Origin of the sequence: Pseudomonas sp. UYIF39 (assembly GCF_029963765.1) — a bacterium.
In the GTDB taxonomy this organism is placed as follows: domain Bacteria; phylum Pseudomonadota; class Gammaproteobacteria; order Pseudomonadales; family Pseudomonadaceae; genus Aquipseudomonas.
In genome coordinates, this window is sequence record NZ_JALBYU010000013.1 from 155,868 (window position 1) to 171,129 (window position 15,262).

The window sequence follows — 15,262 nt, forward strand, 5'->3', positions numbered from 1 at the left end:
ATGAAGCATCTACTTTCCCGCCTGGCGTTGGCGGTTGGTCTGGCTGCGCCGGTGTTGCTGGCTCACGCGGATAATCAGATCAAACGCGGCGAATACCTCGCCCGCGCCGCCGACTGCATGGCCTGCCACACGGCACCGGGCGGCGCGCCTTTCGCGGGCGGACTGCCGATCGTCTCGCCGTTCGGCACGATCTACGGCACCAACATCACTCAGAGCAAAGAGCACGGCATCGGTCTGTATAGCGATGACGAGTTCTTCGCCGCGCTCACCAAAGGCAAGCGCCGGGATGGCGCGAACCTGTACCCGGCGATGCCCTACACCTCGTATCACCTGATGCCTCGTGCAGACTCGGACGCGATTCATGCCTATCTGAGAACCGTCGAGCCGATTGAGCGCGCAGCGCCGGTCACCAGCCTGAGCTTTCCGTTCAACGTACGCCTGGGCCTGATGGGCTGGAACTTGCTCTACGGCAAGGACGTGCAACTCGCGCCCACCGAGGGCAAAAGCGAAGACTTCAAGCGCGGCCAATACATGGTCGAAGTGCTCGGTCACTGCGGCGAGTGCCATACCCCGCGCGGTCTGCCCGGCGCGATGCAGCAGGACAAACGCCTGACCGGTGGCCTGCTCAATGGCTATCTGGCACCGAGCCTGCTGGCCAATGATCTGGCGGCGCGGGGCTGGAATCATCAGGACCTGAGCTCGTTCCTCAAGCACGGCATGAGCGCCCAAGGCACGATGTTCAACGAGATGTTCCCGGTGTTCCACAACAGCACCCAAGACCTCAACGACCCGGACCTGGCGGCGATGGCCACTTACCTGCTCGGCGATCAACCGCCCGCAGCGAAGGTGCTGACCGAAGTGCCCCTGGACAACATGAGACCAAGCGCCCAGCGCGGTCGTCAGGATTACCTGAACGTTTGCGCCGGTTGCCACGCGCCAAATGGCGAGGGCAAGCCGCACATCGCAGTGGCCATGCGCGGCAACACCACGTTGCGCCTGGAAGATCCGCGCAACTTGCTGCGGGTGATCGAGGACGGCATCGGCGAGCAGAAATTCGCCGGGTTCGAACGCATGCAACCGATGCCGGGCTTTGCCGACAAGCTCAGTCACGAGCAACTGACCGATCTGCTCAACTATCTGCGTCAGGGTTGGGGTGGTCAGGCGAGTGAGCTGGCGGTCAGCGATGTGCAGAAGCTGCAAGCGGATGCTCCGACCGCCGAGCACAAGGCGCACTGACATGCAGCATCTCGATCTGCTGGTTGTGCGCCGGGCGTTGGAATGGTCGTCGGCGGGTCAACGGGTGTGGTTGTGCACGGTGCTCGCCACTTACGGCTCGGCACCGCGTGCGCCGGGGTCGCTGCTGGCTGTGAACGCTGATGGACAATGGATCGGTTCGCTGTCCGGTGGCTGTGTTGAGGAAGATTTCCTGGAACGCGTCGCCGAGGGTGCATTCTCTGAGGCCGTCAACGTTGTCCGTTATGGCGAAGGTGATGACCCGCGCTCCCGAGTGAGCCTGCCCTGTGGCGGTGTGCTCGATGTGCTGGTGGAGAAGCTTGAACCTGATTGTGAGGTTCAGGCGCATCTGCGGGAACTGGAGTCGGCGTTGCTGGGTCAGCGTCGGCTGATCCGTGAAGTTGATCTGGCCAGCGGTGCGCGTAATGTGTTCGCAGACAGCGAGCAGGGGGCGCGCATCGAGCGTGAGATCGACCGGGTACGTGTACGGATCGGCGCGGCTCAGCGGTTGCTGCTGGCGGGGTATTCCAGTGTCGCCCAGGCCTGCGCGGAGTTTGCCGTGGGTTTGGGGTTCGAGGTGATCCTGTGCGATCCCCGCGATGAAGTGCTGGAAGGCGTGGTGCTCAACAACGTCGAGATTCGCCGCCAACTGCCGTCGGTGTTCATCGCCGACGGCGGCTGTCACAGCGACACGGCGGTGGTGGCGTTGACCCACGATCCGCGGATTGATGATTTGGCGATGATGGAAGCCGTGCGCACCGATGCGTTTTATATCGGCGTGATGGGCTCGATGCAGACGTCGCAAAAACGCTTTGAGCGGTTGCGCAGGATTGGCGGGTTGGGGGATGTGGAGTTGGCGCGGATTCATGCGCCGATTGGCCTGAACCTGGGCAGCAAGACGCCAGCAGAAATTGCCTTGGCCGTACTCGCCGACATCCTGCGCATCCGCAGCGGCATCCCGCGGGATCGACTCTAACGCCATCCCCCTGTGGGAGCGGCTTGCTCCCACAGGATTTGTGGTGTCTGTCAGTACCCGAACTTATCCCGCAATCCGTAATACCAGGCACCCAACGCCGCAAACGGCGTGCGCAGCAGTTGTCCACCCGGAAACGGGTAGTGCGGCAAATCCGCAAACGCATCAAAACGCTCAGCCTGACCACGCAACGCTTCGGCCAGCACCTTGCCCGCCAGGTGCGTGTAAGTCACGCCGTGGCCGCTGCAACCCTGGGAGTAGTAAATGTTGTCGCCCAGCCGCCCGACCTGCGGAAGACGCGACAGTGTAAGCAGGAAATTTCCGGTCCAGGCGTAATCAATCTTCACGTCTTTCAGTTGCGGGAAAGCCTTGAGCATCTTCGGCCGAATGATCGCCTCGATATTCGCCGGGTCCCGCGCGCCATACACCACGCCACCGCCGAAGACCAAACGCTTGTCCCCGGTCAGGCGGTAGTAATCGAGCAGGTAATTGCAGTCTTCAACGCAGTAGTCCTGCGGCAACAGACTCTTGGCTAGCGCATCGCCCAGCGGTTCGGTGGTGATCACCTGAGTTCCGCACGGCATCGACTTGGCCGCCAGTTCCGGCACCAGATTGCCGAGGTAGGCATTGCCCGCGACGATGATGAACTTGGTCCGGACCTTACCCTGTGGCGTATGCACCACCGGATTCGCACCGCGCTCGATGCGCACCGCCGGCGACTGTTCATAAATGGTGCCGCCCAGCGACTCGATAGCTGCGGCTTCGCCCAGTACCAGGTTCAGCGGATGAATGTGCCCGCCGCTCATGTCGAGCATGCCGCCGATGTACTGATCGCAAGCGACCACTTCACGGATGCGACGCTGATCCATCAGTTCAAGCTGCGTGTGACCGAACCGCTCCCACAGACGCTTTTGGGATTCCAGATGGCCCATCTGCTTGGCGGTAATGGCGGCGAATACACCACCGTCCTTCAAGTCGCACTGGATATTATATTTGGCAACCCGCTCACGAATGATCCGGCCACCTTCGAACGCCATCTGCCCCAGCAACTGAGCCTGCTTGGGCCCGACACTGCGCTCGATCACATCGATGTCGCGGCTATAACTGTTAACGATCTGGCCACCGTTACGCCCCGACGCACCAAACCCTACCTTCGCCGCCTCCAGCACCGTGACCTTAAAGCCGTTCTCCAGCAGAAACAGGGCAGAGGACAGCCCGGTGTAACCGGCACCGATCACACAGACATCAGTCTCTACGTCATCCTGCAAGGCCGGGCGCGGCGGAACCGCATTGGCCGATGCCGCGTAATAGGACTCTGGGTAAGGTGTGTTCGCCATCCTGCAGCCTCTGTTTAATATATTTTACGAGTGCACCGATCCTACCCGAGTTAAAAAACCGCCGCCAGCCACCGGAAAATCTTCTTCGCAGCAGCGAAATTAAATATTTTGCATATTCATAGGGTTAGCTCGAAAAAAGGTGTTGACACCCCTCCGGAATTCCGTAGAATGCCGCCTCACAGCAGGCACGTAGCTCAGTTGGTTAGAGCACCACCTTGACATGGTGGGGGTCGTTGGTTCGAGTCCAATCGCGCCTACCAAACAAAATCCGCTCTGCTGGGCGGTCTAGAAGGGCTCACCGAAAGGTGGGCCCTTTTTTGTTGCCTTGAATTCTTGCAGAACGTTCACAAAATAACGGGTTCGTTCACACTGGGCAATGTGAACGCTGGTTTCCGACCTGTGCCTCGTCTGCCCTCATACAGCCGGGGTCAGGCAATGTTCGTTGAGAGTGATTCCAAGAGTGACGATTTCGTTGTGCATTTCGACTGTGCCTTCCAGTACCTCCTGCACCCAGTAGCTCTTAAATTCCTTACTGTGATGCTTGAAGGCCGCTACCTCCGCTTCACCTCCAAGATATTCGCCGGTACCCTCTTTGTACTTCTGTGATGGCTTGTGCGATATGAGTTGTCGGTGTTTGAGTGTGTTGCTGAATCCAGCGAGATATCGAAACCAATGGAGCTTCGTTACTCGTGTTATCTCCGTTTTCAGCGGGCTCTTGGGAAGACGATCACGCACCTTGCTGATGGTGCAATCCTCTATGTATAAGGGCTGGGGGAGTGCGAGGGCGTTAGCTATCTGAGCAAAGATATCAAATGTATTCCTGGTGATATTGATCGCTGCAATCAGATTCGCTTCGCTGGCGAGCTTAGCCTCCTCGAACTCCTCAAGCTCCTCATCGGTTCCAGCCATCATTGCCGCAGCAAACATTTTAATTCCGTTCGGATCGTGCTCGGCGTGATATGCATCAAACGCTTTGCGAGCCAGGCTTTTGTGATACTGGTAAATGTGGAGGGAGTGGCTCACCGAGTCGACGGTGCTTAGCAGCCAATTTTTTTCGGGCTTGGTTGTTCGAATATGTTGCTTCAGTTCTGCTAGTTTCCATGTTCTTCGCATGGTTGCTCCTTTTGCTGTTCATTTTATTGGATAGCTAACGATAGACATCTGGGCAGCCAGTGCGACCATCTGATCCCCTTGCAGCTCGATCGCAGGGAAGCTGGAGAATCGAACATTTCGACCCGAAAGATCCAAAAACAGCGACTTGTCGGTTAGCTCCAGTTTCACCGCTCCTGCCGGATATATTCCCTTGTCTTTTTCAGTGACAAGGAACGCTAGTGGAAAGAAGGAAAGGAGGCTCATGCAGCACATGTTCTGCCCGTTTTTCACGCTGAAGAGCTTGATGCTTTGATGATGCTTGTGTGGAAAAAACCAGTAGAAGATGTCGTGTGTATCGCTCATCGCGTGATCGTCACCTAGCACAAACTTCTTCAGTGGATCGAAGTAGGGGGTGGGTTGGCTGGGGTTAACGCATTCCGTTACTGACGTGGCAGATAGAACGTGACCAACCATCGCCCGTGCGTACTTCAGGGCGTTAACTGGTGTGTAGACACTCGAAACGGGGCTATTCGCATGGGTGAAGAAGTGGTTGATTTTGAGAGTGAGGGACTTGCAGACCTCGGCGATTTCTCCGTCATTCTGACCTAGTGCCGTCATGTTGCAGTTTCGGCAGATTGTACGGAATTTACTGCCATTCGGGGATCGTATGCCTTTCACTTTTGGGAGTTGAAGATCGAACGCTTCGGTAAGGTGAACCTGTTCGACCGCAGTTACTGTGATGCTTCCTTGTGGGGGGACATGATCTTGAGAGAGGGTTCCGTATGTGCCACAGATCAGGCAATGACCGCTTGTGATTTTAGTGTGTTTGCTACGTTCAGATAGCATTTTCGAATAGTTGCCCATACAGGTGCTCCCGATCCTCGTGTACGAGGGTTATAGCATGCAGAAGGACCAGCTAATACCCAATGTCTTGCGCCTTGTGTGGCGTGATGGCACCGAACCAATGAAGCCGATAGGATGAGTGCACCAACTTTAAATTGAAGGCATGGCATGGCAACTGATCAAGAGCGGGCTGATGTATTGGGCGTGCAACAGATAGACGGAGCTAACAAACTCGACCACTTCATAATGGGAATATCTGTAGCTATTTGTGCCTACTTAGCCCAAACGAACCCCTATGCTCAGCTCGGCGTGAACAAAGAGACATTCTTACTCCTGAGTTTGCTCATATTTGCTGCAAGCTGTGCGTGTGGATTCCAGAAGCTGGAAGCAAGGTCACAATTAGCGCTGACGAATGCAAGCGCCCTAGGTGCGTCCTCTGGAGGTCAAAGAGCGATGTGGCTTGAGAGGGGGGCGCTACATAACAAACGGTGTCAAAATTACAATCACATTCGAAACTATCTGCTGCTGACGGGGTTGCTCTGTTATCTAGTGACAAAGGTGTGGGCCACCTATCAAAACACCGGCTGGATAATGCTTCATTGAAGACATGCTGTTCGACGGCACCGGGCTCTTTCCGGCGGAAAAATTACCTCATCACACACCTATAGAGAGTCGTCATGAAAGCAGGGATAGCGGCAATGGTTGCACTGGTCGGGGCATTGGCAAGCGGGGGAGCCATGGCTGATGGCAACAAACTTCTCTCCGAGTGCCAAGCCGCCGTTCGATTCATGGACAACAACGACGTTAACAATGACGAATACGGCCAAGGCAAATGTCTCGGAACCGTAGAAGGGGTTATTGGAATGACCATGCTCCTGAACGCCGACCTGCCCAAGAAACTGCAAATGTGCTACCCGAAGGGCGGTATATCCAACGGCCAAGGAATACGAATTCTGGTTAAATTCTTACAGGAAAACCCAAAGATTCTAAACTTTGACGCTACGGTCCTAACGAAAATAGCGTTGGCAGATGCCTATCCCTGCAAGGGATAACCAAGGCCTCTTTCCACAGAATTCATACTCCCCGCTTCGTGGGTGTATGGCACCCTCCCGGCGCACCATTCAGCCCTCATCCTCGGTCCTTGAGCAAGCCGGAAGGTGTACCAGGGAGAATGTGTGACGACAGGGCACACCGAAGGAGTAGGATCGGGTGACGCACAAGGAGGTTCACCATCATGAAGATGTTATTTGCAATGACGCTACTGGTATCTGTGCTGGGCAGCACAACAGCTACCGCTGCTACGTTCGATGGCTATCAATGCAGGGGCGACTGTTCAGGGCATCAAGCGGGGTATGACTGGGCTGAGCAGAACGATGTAGACGATGAGTCGTCTTGCAGCACTCCATCTGCCTCTTTCAACGAAGGTTGCCAGTCTTACGTCGATGAAAACAGCGGGACTACTTCAGGTACCACATCATCAAATGATGACGACGAAGATGAGGAAGACGACGAATAGTTTCTAGACGCCGGGGTGGCAAGCTCAGTTCGCCATATGCGGGAATATGATCATGAAAGCAGGGATAGCGGTAGCGGTTGCACTGACTGGGGCGATGGCAAGTGGTCAGGCGATAGCGGATGGAAACAAGCTTTTAGAGAACTGTCAGCAGGCCGTAAAGGCTATGGATGGGGGAAAAGACATAGAGCCTATGGCCGTTGGCCAATGCTTTGGCATGGTCGAGGGAGTCAATAATACAATGACAATCCTAAATAGCGGTCTCGAATCTAAATACAGGACCTGCTTTCCCAAGGGTGGCATTAGCAATGGCCAAGCAGTGAGGATCGTTACCAAGTTCCTACAAGAGAATCCCGCCCTGCTGGATAAGCCGGACGCGTACCTCGCAATGATCGCTTATAAAGAAGCGTACCCCTGCAAGTGACCAAGACCGTTTTCCACAGAACTCATTTTTCCGCCGCCGGGAAAGGTGCAACTCACGATTAGATTCAGATTCGCTGGTAGAAGATAAACCAGCCCCGGCACTGGGATCGCTTAGGCGACGACGGGGCTGCGGGGCCAAAGGAACTATCTGATGCCTAGGACTGCCGGAGTCGCGTAATGGCATCTGTAATCGCTCGTGCATTTACGTCCAGCGTTTCCATGGCAGTCATTGCGTTATCGGCGACAATCCCTACTCCGTTCTCTGAGAACCACTTGATTACTTCTTCCATCGAAGCAGCTAGAGCGTGCTGATTATGCAAAAGAAGGGTTAGAGCGTCCGCTGTGGCGATCTTGGCTTCTGGGTCATCTGACATAGCTATCGTCCTTGAGTGATATTGCGGGAAGCCTAGTGCATCTCACCGCTGGCTGGAGCCACTTTTCCAGATTCGCTAACATCCGGGTAACTGCACTACCTTGATAAGCTATTTTCATTCCGACCTGACCAGCCATTTGCATCGGACTTGTCCAATTTGATAATCATGAATTTGCCCCTGCGGATAGGCGACTGGGGCGGGCAGCCCAGCTTATCGGGATACTGGCACGCCCGTCACCCAGACGATTTATCCTTTATGTTCCTGGTGTGTAAACATATGTCAATACAAATAGTGCAACTGCACCTACAGCCCGAACTGTTAATCCCTTTGCTGAAAATCCAACATTTATATAACCGGGTACTGTCGCGCCGAAAACTGCGACAAGCAAACTCATTACTATCCTCAGGGCGACCATCAGACTGGGATCAATAGGTGTGTTTCTGACCAGCAAATAACCAAAAAGCCCAAGAAATAGCACCAACGAGAGTGTAACAACCACTTTTTCCAAAGTGCTAACCGTATGCTGTGTCATTTGCACCTCCTCCTGAATATTTTTATTCCCAATTACCGTTTGAATATTCGCTTCCGATGCAAAATAATTGCCATTAACGGTTATAGTATTAGTGGTTTCTCGTGAGGATTTCCTTTCCACGCCATTCAGCAGTGTTTGCACATTAAACTTTCTCCCTAGTCGCCCGATAAATATTTCTTCCATATCATTACGTTCATGGCCAATTAAATCTGCGTAATCAACCAAATGCCCAATTTCATCTGGCAGAGGAACCAACTCTCTGAAACCCAGCCTCTCAAAAGATACATTTATGTCAAATATAGTTTTCCGTATTACGGCAAAATAATCGCGCTTTTCCCTGCCTGCAACGGTGACGTATATTCTTTTTTCTTTCTCGTCAGCTTTAATAAGCGCCTTAGTGGAGAAAGTAGCGCTATTTAGGACCACTCCTGTTCGCCACCGCTCCATGTTGTTGATATCCGCATGAAGTCTAACTATCAATCTCAGCATTACTGACTTTGGAAGGTAGTCATATTCAAATACGAACCTGAGTGCATCACTGCTATCAAAATCAAACTGTGGCTCTTGGACATCCAACAAATCCGGTATAAGTATTGAATCGTCACCCACCCGGTAACAGACTTCAAACTTCAGCATTAAATCCACCAGAAAGGAATGCTTTTCCGGTGGATAAACAAATATAAGGCTTTTCCTAAATTTAAGTACTTCCGTCAATGCATCTAGCTTGAGCACCCCGTTTTGCTCAGCAAGCTTTTTTGAGTTTATGATCCTATAGACACCCTCAGTGACCCAGCGAGGATCAAGAACGTGCATGTCTAAAAGTTGAATATCGCGAAAATGTAAAACTATGCCTAGATCGTGGAGGAAATCGACTAGAATTTCCTGGCTCTCAGTGAGCACATCATGCTTGGCGCAAACATTACGATATTGATCAAGCGTAATGAAGTCTGTTCCTTTTTCTTCCAGTTCTTTTTTGACCTGAAACCATGAGTATGGCCATTGCGTCTTTATCATCGGGATATCAGGTAAGTGAGAGCGCATTTCTTCAACAAGCTCTTCCACCCCGGTACTTTTAGAGCAAGAAACTCTATAAAACCCTATGATGTTTTTATATTTATCACGTAGAAATTTCTCATTTGCACTAAAAGCAGGGTGCTCATCAACTTTATTTAGAACTACAAAAACCGGAGAGTCACCACCAAAGCTGGTTATATGCTGCAGCCAATACTCTGGATCCTCCTCTTTCCTTCCGTCCAAGACCAAGATGTAAACACTTCGCTTTGAAAGGAAAAACTGATGAGTTGCGTGCATTATCTGTTGCCCGCCAAAATCCCAAAAGTTCAGCTTTACTTCAGCCCCATCATTCGTTGATATGGACCACTTTTTGATATTGATACCATGGGTTTGCTTTTCCCTTGCATCAAAGCGCTCCCCCATTAGACGCTTTACGAGGGAAGTTTTCCCAGCACCACCATTTCCGACAAGTATGACCTTTAACTCATTTAACGGAAGGCTTTGCTTTGTTCTCTCAATATAATAATTGTTTATTGCGTCAGTGCCATGGAGCAATATTTCAAATGGCGGATCCGATAAACTATCGGAAACCACATATAATCCAACAGCTCGCTGAAGCTCATTTAATATTTCGACTTTAAATGGAGAGTTCTCAATTGATAGCTCAGTCAACTTATGTAGGCCGGGGTCCAGCTTTCTCTGTGAGCTTTTTCTCCGGTTTTTTACCGAGTCCCCTTCCAGTGAAGCAGGCGTAAATGTGTCAATCAGATCCTTAGATAAAAAATTATTGATTGCGCCGCCGCTTGGAGCAGGTGTTGCGAAAATTGGAGCAAGCGACATGAATAATGCCTGCGGCATTCTATTCAGCGCTCCTCCGACCCACAACAACTCTAATTCGGCTAGCTTAAGAATTTTGTCTGGAATATCATAGGCTTCATTGCTATAGATAATTAGCCGCTTTACGTATACAAGATCACATATGAGATCTAGTACTTTTTTAATGTCAACCCCTACACGTCCTAATTTTAGCCCAGTAACTCTACCCTTCATGTCGGTAGAGTATGCTCGTCCATTACCAAATGGTAAAATGAACGCTTCTCTTACTTCTGTAAAGTCACTTGGTTTTTCCGGGTTGTTATCGTTATTTTTTTCGGAGTTTAAAAGATTATTAATCTCTCCTAGTATTTCGAATTCTGACTTACTCATAAACCTCTCAAAAAAGTTAGCATTCCTAGCTTGCAAGATGCACTTATGATAGCACATTGCCTCATCGCTGCCGCAAGCCTTAAGCCTACGAGGTGTGCAAGGCACAGATGTGATTGTGAGCGCGATTTAGCTAGTATTTTTGGGGGGATCTTTGATCAAATTGATACACCACGCTGCCTGTTAGCCTCAATTTTTCGTAGCTGGATTAAGTTGTGCCAACCGAGAATCAAACGCAGCACCTGACTACACACCCGTTAGCGAGTGGAGCTTTTCTTCAGGCGTATTTATTAGATATCAGCGCTAAACGCTAAATTGATAGCTGACGGAGGATAGATAAGCCGTGGGTTGGCCTGCATAGTTTTTCTACCAATGCCCCCGTGTCCCGTGACTTAGGAAACTGAAGCACAAAGACAAGGATGTCTGGTCTGCGGGTGAATTCTGCCTGCGGTCGCCGACAATAATGAGCAGTTCTCTACCGACAGAGGTGACTAAGCTTGCTGATGTGCAATTCCCCCAAAAAAATTCTGAATCCTTGCACTCGCCCTTGGTGGAGATCACCCGTAAATCTGCGGACTGAATATCAGAGGGGTATCTGGCGAAACGGCGGAAATCCCAATCAGGCTGGGTCGGTACTTAACGCCATTCCCGTGCCACCTCGCTGTCAGCCGCTACGAATTTAGAATATCACGGGCATGAAACAGGCCCCCGTAGGCGGCATATGTCACGCTGGCGGGGCTTACAGAGTCAGCTCCCTCTTGATGCGGTACACGGATGCAATACCCACGTCGGCAATCTTGGCGATTTCTTCCACAGTGTTGCCGTTCCGCTTAAGCAAGCCCGCTACCTTGTCCCACTTTGCTTGATTACGCCCCTTGCCGGTTGGCTTCCATTCAGGTTCAGCCGCACGCTTGTTCTCCAGGCCTTCCCGAATCCGCTGTACCCGTTTCTCCTGATCCAGTCGGGCCATGGTTGCCATCAGATCCAGCAACATGCTGTTGATTACTTCCATGATTTGTCCGGTGATGCCCTTGTCCTCAACCATCATATGACTGGTGGGCAGGTCAGCCACCACCAGGCGAAGCCCCTTGGCCTTAATGGTCGCCTTGAGAGTGTCCCAGTCGGTTTGCGAGAGGCGACTCAAGCGGTCTACCGACTCTACCAGTAGCACTTCACCCTTCTCGGCAGTGTCCAGCAGGCGCATCGACTCAGGACGAAAGAGTTTGGTGCCACTGATGTTCTCGGCGTACACGCCAGTGATGTTCAAGCCCTTGTCAGCGGCGAACAATTACAGTGCGGCTTTCGCCCGGTGGGCATCTTGATCCTTGGTTGATGCACGCAGGTAAAGATGAGTATTCAGTCGCCGTCTTGAAAGTGAGGCTCGTCCCAACGCCGAGTTTCGAAATCGGATAATTTGGCCTTAAATGGTTTGGTTTTAAGCGATGAACTTGGCAAAAGATAAACCCTGTCTTCTTGTGGTGTCTTTTTGATATCATTGGTTTGTAACGCCGCTGAACGGTCCTCATCCTAGGGTCAGCGGGGCTGAAGCTGACGATTCAAATATCCTTACTTCTACCCTGGGATGTCATCTTTACAGTGCGAAAGATGCCGCTCCCTGCGAAACCAAACGGGAGGCGTCCCCCCACTCGATCAACTACACAATGAAGCTAAGGAGAGCAAAAAATGCTCAAACCCCTAATTACAGTAGTCTCCGCGATCTTCATCTCAGCGTGTGCAGCCCAAACGCCCGATAATACCGGGTTGTCGAGTCGAGGAGTGGGGAAGTGGCAGGCTGAAGTAGTCTGCAAGAAAATGGGCGCCGATACTCGCGATACCATTATGCTCAAACTCAACCCCGGCGATCTTCCGTACTCTCAGCATGGACTTCTTGTTTTGCACAGCCGAGATGAAAAAGGAAGAAATCTTGGTTTTTCTACCTACTTCGTCCAAGTTCAAACAACCCCGTTTACTGGCGCAATAGCTGTCGACGTGAACCACCGTATTGTTAAGAACGGCCCAGATGTAGATACCTACTTTCAGAAAATGGCATTTCACGACCAGCTAAAACGCGGTGAGTTTACCGGCTCAGATTCTATGAAGCTTAATATGTGCGGCCGTGTAGAAACGTTTCACCGGATACCTCAAAACACCCGGCTTGATCTACCTCCACCACTCGAAGATGTTGATTACAACTAGTGGATAAAGGTGGTCTTTCAGCCGCACACTCCCGCCAATGAAGTATTTGCGAGCGTAGACCTGGCGAAGATGTCCGCTGGCGGCTTTGAGCCATCTATACATCACCACAAACGTTTGAGGCGGCTTCTGTTACCCAAACTTTTCAAAATCGACACCTACCCTAGATAGAATATCGCCTGTGAATCCGTAGCGGAATATCAGGCGGAGACTCTGGCAGATCGGTGGATTTCCCAAACAGGCTGGTTCGAGGTTAAGAGCCATTCCCGTGCCACCTTGCTGTTTGCGGATACAAATTCAAAATATCACGGGCACAAGAAAAAGCCGCCAATGGGCGGCTTGTAGTCGGGTTGCGAACCTTACACCGTCTAGAACACGAACTCGTGGTACGTCGCATCCACCTCTGCCTGGGTGATGCCGATATATGCCATCGTGACAGCGGGGCTGGAATGGTTCAGTACCCTGCAAATCTTCTCGATGGACACTCCGCCGTTGTACATCAGCCAGCCGCGAGTCTTCCGCATCGAGTGAGTACCAAGTTGCAGGCTCATTTCCTCGCCCACAGCCTTGAAGGCGTTCGCCACGGCGATCCGGCTTACGGCCTTCCCCTTGGCTCGGTTGCTCTCCACCTCGAACAAGTACGTGTGTGTCGGGTGAGCAGTCCTGCGGCGACCAATGATGGCTTTGGCTGAGCTATTGAGGTCGATAGTACGGGTCTTACCCGTCTTGGATTCTTTGATCACCAGCTTATCGCCAGCAACATCCTCGAAGGTGAGGCTGAGAAGATCGCTGATACGAAGGGCAGTGTTGACCCCAAACCGCCAGATGTCCGCGTACAAGGAATTGCTCCTGGCGTTCTTGGTCAGCTTGCGGGAGATGGTTTCCGCTTCGCCCTCTGTTTTCACCGCTTCTACGATGTTCATATCTAATTAACACTCAATAGCTTAAGATGGTGATATGTTAATTAGAGCATATCCCTTCAGATGATGTCCAGTGTTTCCGTGGGTCTGCTTATTTACACAATGACATTCTGTTAATTAGACACAATCCTGTGACCTTAACAGGCAATTAGCTCCTGAGCGGAAAGTAGCCACGGGTGATAACTAACGAACAAAGGCTGGTGGCCGATTGGTTGGCTAGCCCCGATGTAGTGCAGGAAGTGGCGAATGCTGGTTTAGTGAGCGAGTGACAGCGGGAAATTTGCAGTCGCGAATAAACCTGCGTGTGGCTGGCGTTCGGCTTAGCCCCTCTGCTTGCAATTCCAACGTTTCCGGGGCTTTCGACAAGGATAGAGGCTTGGGAGCGAAGCAAGGCAGGGGGCGAGGGGGAGTATTGCATTAGTTTCGGCAATAGCTTCTGCATTTCGATCGGCTGATTTTTCAATCATTTCTTTCGTGAGCAGGTCGTGAAAGCATTTGGTGAAGTCGCCAAGCTTCACCGACCCGCCCCCACACCGACTCTCTTGACTGGACCGGTTGCTGGCCCTGCTCTCATTGCAGACGTGGTAGCGATTGCCAATTGATATCTAGTGCTTTGGGGAAAAGTGACGGGGCTCGTTCGGGGGGAGGCGACCCTTTAGGCTAATGCGATCAATCACTTTCCCTGCTCTTGCAGTAGAGCTTCGAATGCTGACTAGTCAGGCATCAGTAAATCATTGTATTTGCTGGGCACTAGCGCAATCTCACCCCAAGCAAGCCTGTCCACCGCCAATCCCTTGCCATTCGTGGTGATGACCCCGTAGAACATAACGATCCGTCCCGTCGAATCATCATTTATGCTCTTGTCTCTGCAGAATCCATCTGGAAGTTTGACAGTGAAATCACCTATTGCTGGATCGCACTCGATCCGAGTCATACGTGTCGAGGTTGAGAACGCACCTTTGTTCCAGCTGCGTTTGATTCTCCCGAAGTACAACCTCGGCATCTGTTCGGTGTTCAGAATGTCGGAAGTCAGCTCGGTCACGTTCGTTATCAGCTCAGCCAATTGAACCGCGTGCTGAGCGCCAGGAAGGAAGAAGTACTTGTCTTTGTTGACTTCAAAGTTGGAGCAAATCCCTGCGACAGTAGTTATTTTGCTTGGCAGCTCGAAGGTTTCTCCTTTATGTCGGCCTATCGGTACCCATGCCAGCGGTCCACCAACATCCTCAACAGGGGTTTCATCGTAGTCGCCGCTTGGCGTAAGTTCGATCTCTGGCTTGGACTGGAGAAATTCCTTCACGATTGTTAAGTGTCCGTGGTCGATTGCTCGCTTAGCCTCCTCCCATGATTCATACCGTTTACCTTCTGCCTTTTTTGCTCTCAGAACACAAGCTACTTGTTGCCAGCGTTTAAGGTGGCGATAGAATGGGTCACGACGATTGATGAAAAGGTCTTTCTCCTTTGGGGTCCGCTCAACGTTCGTATAGCAACAAGGGCAGAAAAGGTTGCCCGTCATCTCTTCTTCGTATTCATCTGGCGTGACTCGCCGGCTCGCTTTTAATGTAGTGGTCAACTGATCCCGGACACGGTTTTAAGGTTTTCTTCGGTTTTTGCC

Annotated in this window: 14 protein-coding genes, 1 tRNA gene and 1 pseudogene; 8 read left to right on the plus strand and 8 right to left on the minus strand. The window is 51.9% G+C overall.

The genetic code is table 11. The annotated features are described in order from the left end of the window. Entirely contained in the window at positions 1-1,236 is a 1,236-nt protein-coding gene (locus MO767_RS18805; protein WP_282481728.1) for a cytochrome c, read from the plus strand. Between the two features lies 1 nt (position 1,237). Continuing rightward, entirely contained in the window at positions 1,238-2,209 is a 972-nt protein-coding gene (locus tag MO767_RS18810) for an XdhC family protein (RefSeq protein ID WP_282481729.1), read from the plus strand. Positions 2,210-2,259: 50 nt separating this feature from the next. Here the strand turns inward: MO767_RS18810 and MO767_RS18815 are convergent, their stop codons facing one another. Further along, positions 2,260-3,543, minus strand: coding sequence for an FAD-binding oxidoreductase (locus MO767_RS18815; protein WP_282481730.1), 1,284 nt, complete (start codon positions 3,541-3,543; stop codon positions 2,260-2,262). Between the two features lie 183 nt (positions 3,544-3,726). Between MO767_RS18815 and MO767_RS18820 the strand changes: the two genes are divergently transcribed. After that, positions 3,727-3,803 (plus strand) — tRNA-Val (locus MO767_RS18820). 154 nt (positions 3,804-3,957) lie between these two features. On the opposite strand, the gene MO767_RS18825 is transcribed toward MO767_RS18820, so the two are convergent. Both MO767_RS18825 and MO767_RS18830 read right to left on the minus strand, forming a co-directional pair. After that, positions 3,958-4,656, minus strand: a complete 699-nt coding sequence (locus MO767_RS18825; protein ID WP_282481731.1) for a hypothetical protein — start codon at positions 4,654-4,656, stop codon at positions 3,958-3,960. A gap of 18 nt (positions 4,657-4,674) precedes the next feature. Further along, entirely contained in the window at positions 4,675-5,499 is an 825-nt protein-coding gene (locus MO767_RS18830) for a metal-binding protein (protein WP_282481732.1), read from the minus strand. Between the two features lie 147 nt (positions 5,500-5,646). On the opposite strand from MO767_RS18830, the gene MO767_RS18835 reads away from it, so the two are divergent. From MO767_RS18835 to MO767_RS18850, 4 genes are all read left to right on the plus strand, one after another. Then, positions 5,647-6,081, plus strand: coding sequence for a hypothetical protein (locus MO767_RS18835; protein WP_282481733.1), 435 nt, complete (start codon positions 5,647-5,649; stop codon positions 6,079-6,081). Positions 6,082-6,155: 74 nt separating this feature from the next. Then, positions 6,156-6,530 (plus strand): Rap1a/Tai family immunity protein, encoded by a 375-nt coding sequence (locus MO767_RS18840; RefSeq protein WP_282481734.1) that lies wholly within the window; start codon positions 6,156-6,158, stop codon positions 6,528-6,530. Between the two features lie 182 nt (positions 6,531-6,712). Next, entirely contained in the window at positions 6,713-6,994 is a 282-nt protein-coding gene (locus tag MO767_RS18845) for a hypothetical protein (RefSeq protein ID WP_282481735.1), read from the plus strand. A gap of 52 nt (positions 6,995-7,046) precedes the next feature. Continuing rightward, a complete protein-coding gene (locus MO767_RS18850; RefSeq protein ID WP_282481736.1) occupies positions 7,047-7,415 on the plus strand; it encodes a Rap1a/Tai family immunity protein in 369 nt (122 codons plus the stop codon). A 154-nt stretch (positions 7,416-7,569) separates the two neighbouring features. Here MO767_RS18850 and MO767_RS18855 read toward each other — a convergent pair whose 3' ends face one another. The 3 genes and pseudogenes from MO767_RS18855 to MO767_RS18865 all read right to left on the minus strand — a co-directional run bounded on the left by MO767_RS18855 (position 7,570) and on the right by MO767_RS18865 (position 11,897). Then, on the minus strand, positions 7,570-7,788 hold the full coding sequence (locus MO767_RS18855; protein ID WP_282481737.1) for a hypothetical protein: 219 nt from the start codon (positions 7,786-7,788) through the stop codon (positions 7,570-7,572). 253 nt (positions 7,789-8,041) lie between these two features. After that, positions 8,042-10,540, minus strand: coding sequence for a COR domain-containing protein (locus MO767_RS18860; RefSeq protein ID WP_282481738.1), 2,499 nt, complete (start codon positions 10,538-10,540; stop codon positions 8,042-8,044). Positions 10,541-11,276: 736 nt separating this feature from the next. Continuing rightward, positions 11,277-11,897 (minus strand): annotated as a pseudogene (locus MO767_RS18865) (recombinase family protein). 323 nt (positions 11,898-12,220) lie between these two features. On the opposite strand from MO767_RS18865, the gene MO767_RS18870 reads away from it, so the two are divergent. Continuing rightward, on the plus strand, positions 12,221-12,733 hold the full coding sequence (locus tag MO767_RS18870) for a hypothetical protein (RefSeq protein ID WP_282481739.1): 513 nt from the start codon (positions 12,221-12,223) through the stop codon (positions 12,731-12,733). A gap of 365 nt (positions 12,734-13,098) precedes the next feature. Here the strand turns inward: MO767_RS18870 and MO767_RS18875 are convergent, their stop codons facing one another. Together MO767_RS18875 and MO767_RS18880 are read right to left on the minus strand one after the other, a co-directional pair. After that, on the minus strand, positions 13,099-13,653 hold the full coding sequence (locus MO767_RS18875) for a tyrosine-type recombinase/integrase (RefSeq protein ID WP_282481740.1): 555 nt from the start codon (positions 13,651-13,653) through the stop codon (positions 13,099-13,101). 709 nt (positions 13,654-14,362) lie between these two features. Then, positions 14,363-15,220, minus strand: a complete 858-nt coding sequence (locus MO767_RS18880; RefSeq protein WP_282481741.1) for a hypothetical protein — start codon at positions 15,218-15,220, stop codon at positions 14,363-14,365. Positions 15,221-15,262: the final 42 nt, after the last annotated feature.

What these genes read in the sequence shown, in the direction of transcription:
- MO767_RS18870 (WP_282481739.1), top strand. Translation starts at nt 12,221, where the DNA reads ATGCTCAAACCCCTAATTACAGTAGTCTCCGCGATCTTCATCTCAGCG.
- MO767_RS18845 (WP_282481735.1), top strand. Translation starts at nt 6,713, where the DNA reads ATGAAGATGTTATTTGCAATGACGCTACTGGTATCTGTGCTGGGCAGC.
- MO767_RS18815 (WP_282481730.1), bottom strand. Translation starts at nt 3,543, where the DNA reads ATGGCGAACACACCTTACCCAGAGTCCTATTACGCGGCATCGGCCAAT.
- MO767_RS18875 (WP_282481740.1), bottom strand. Translation starts at nt 13,653, where the DNA reads ATGAACATCGTAGAAGCGGTGAAAACAGAGGGCGAAGCGGAAACCATC.
- MO767_RS18805 (WP_282481728.1), top strand. Translation starts at nt 1, where the DNA reads ATGAAGCATCTACTTTCCCGCCTGGCGTTGGCGGTTGGTCTGGCTGCG.
- MO767_RS18860 (WP_282481738.1), bottom strand. Translation starts at nt 10,540, where the DNA reads ATGAGTAAGTCAGAATTCGAAATACTAGGAGAGATTAATAATCTTTTA.
- MO767_RS18850 (WP_282481736.1), top strand. Translation starts at nt 7,047, where the DNA reads ATGAAAGCAGGGATAGCGGTAGCGGTTGCACTGACTGGGGCGATGGCA.
- MO767_RS18825 (WP_282481731.1), bottom strand. Translation starts at nt 4,656, where the DNA reads ATGCGAAGAACATGGAAACTAGCAGAACTGAAGCAACATATTCGAACA.
- MO767_RS18835 (WP_282481733.1), top strand. Translation starts at nt 5,647, where the DNA reads ATGGCAACTGATCAAGAGCGGGCTGATGTATTGGGCGTGCAACAGATA.
- MO767_RS18830 (WP_282481732.1), bottom strand. Translation starts at nt 5,499, where the DNA reads ATGGGCAACTATTCGAAAATGCTATCTGAACGTAGCAAACACACTAAA.
- MO767_RS18810 (WP_282481729.1), top strand. Translation starts at nt 1,238, where the DNA reads ATGCAGCATCTCGATCTGCTGGTTGTGCGCCGGGCGTTGGAATGGTCG.
- MO767_RS18840 (WP_282481734.1), top strand. Translation starts at nt 6,156, where the DNA reads ATGAAAGCAGGGATAGCGGCAATGGTTGCACTGGTCGGGGCATTGGCA.
- MO767_RS18855 (WP_282481737.1), bottom strand. Translation starts at nt 7,788, where the DNA reads ATGTCAGATGACCCAGAAGCCAAGATCGCCACAGCGGACGCTCTAACC.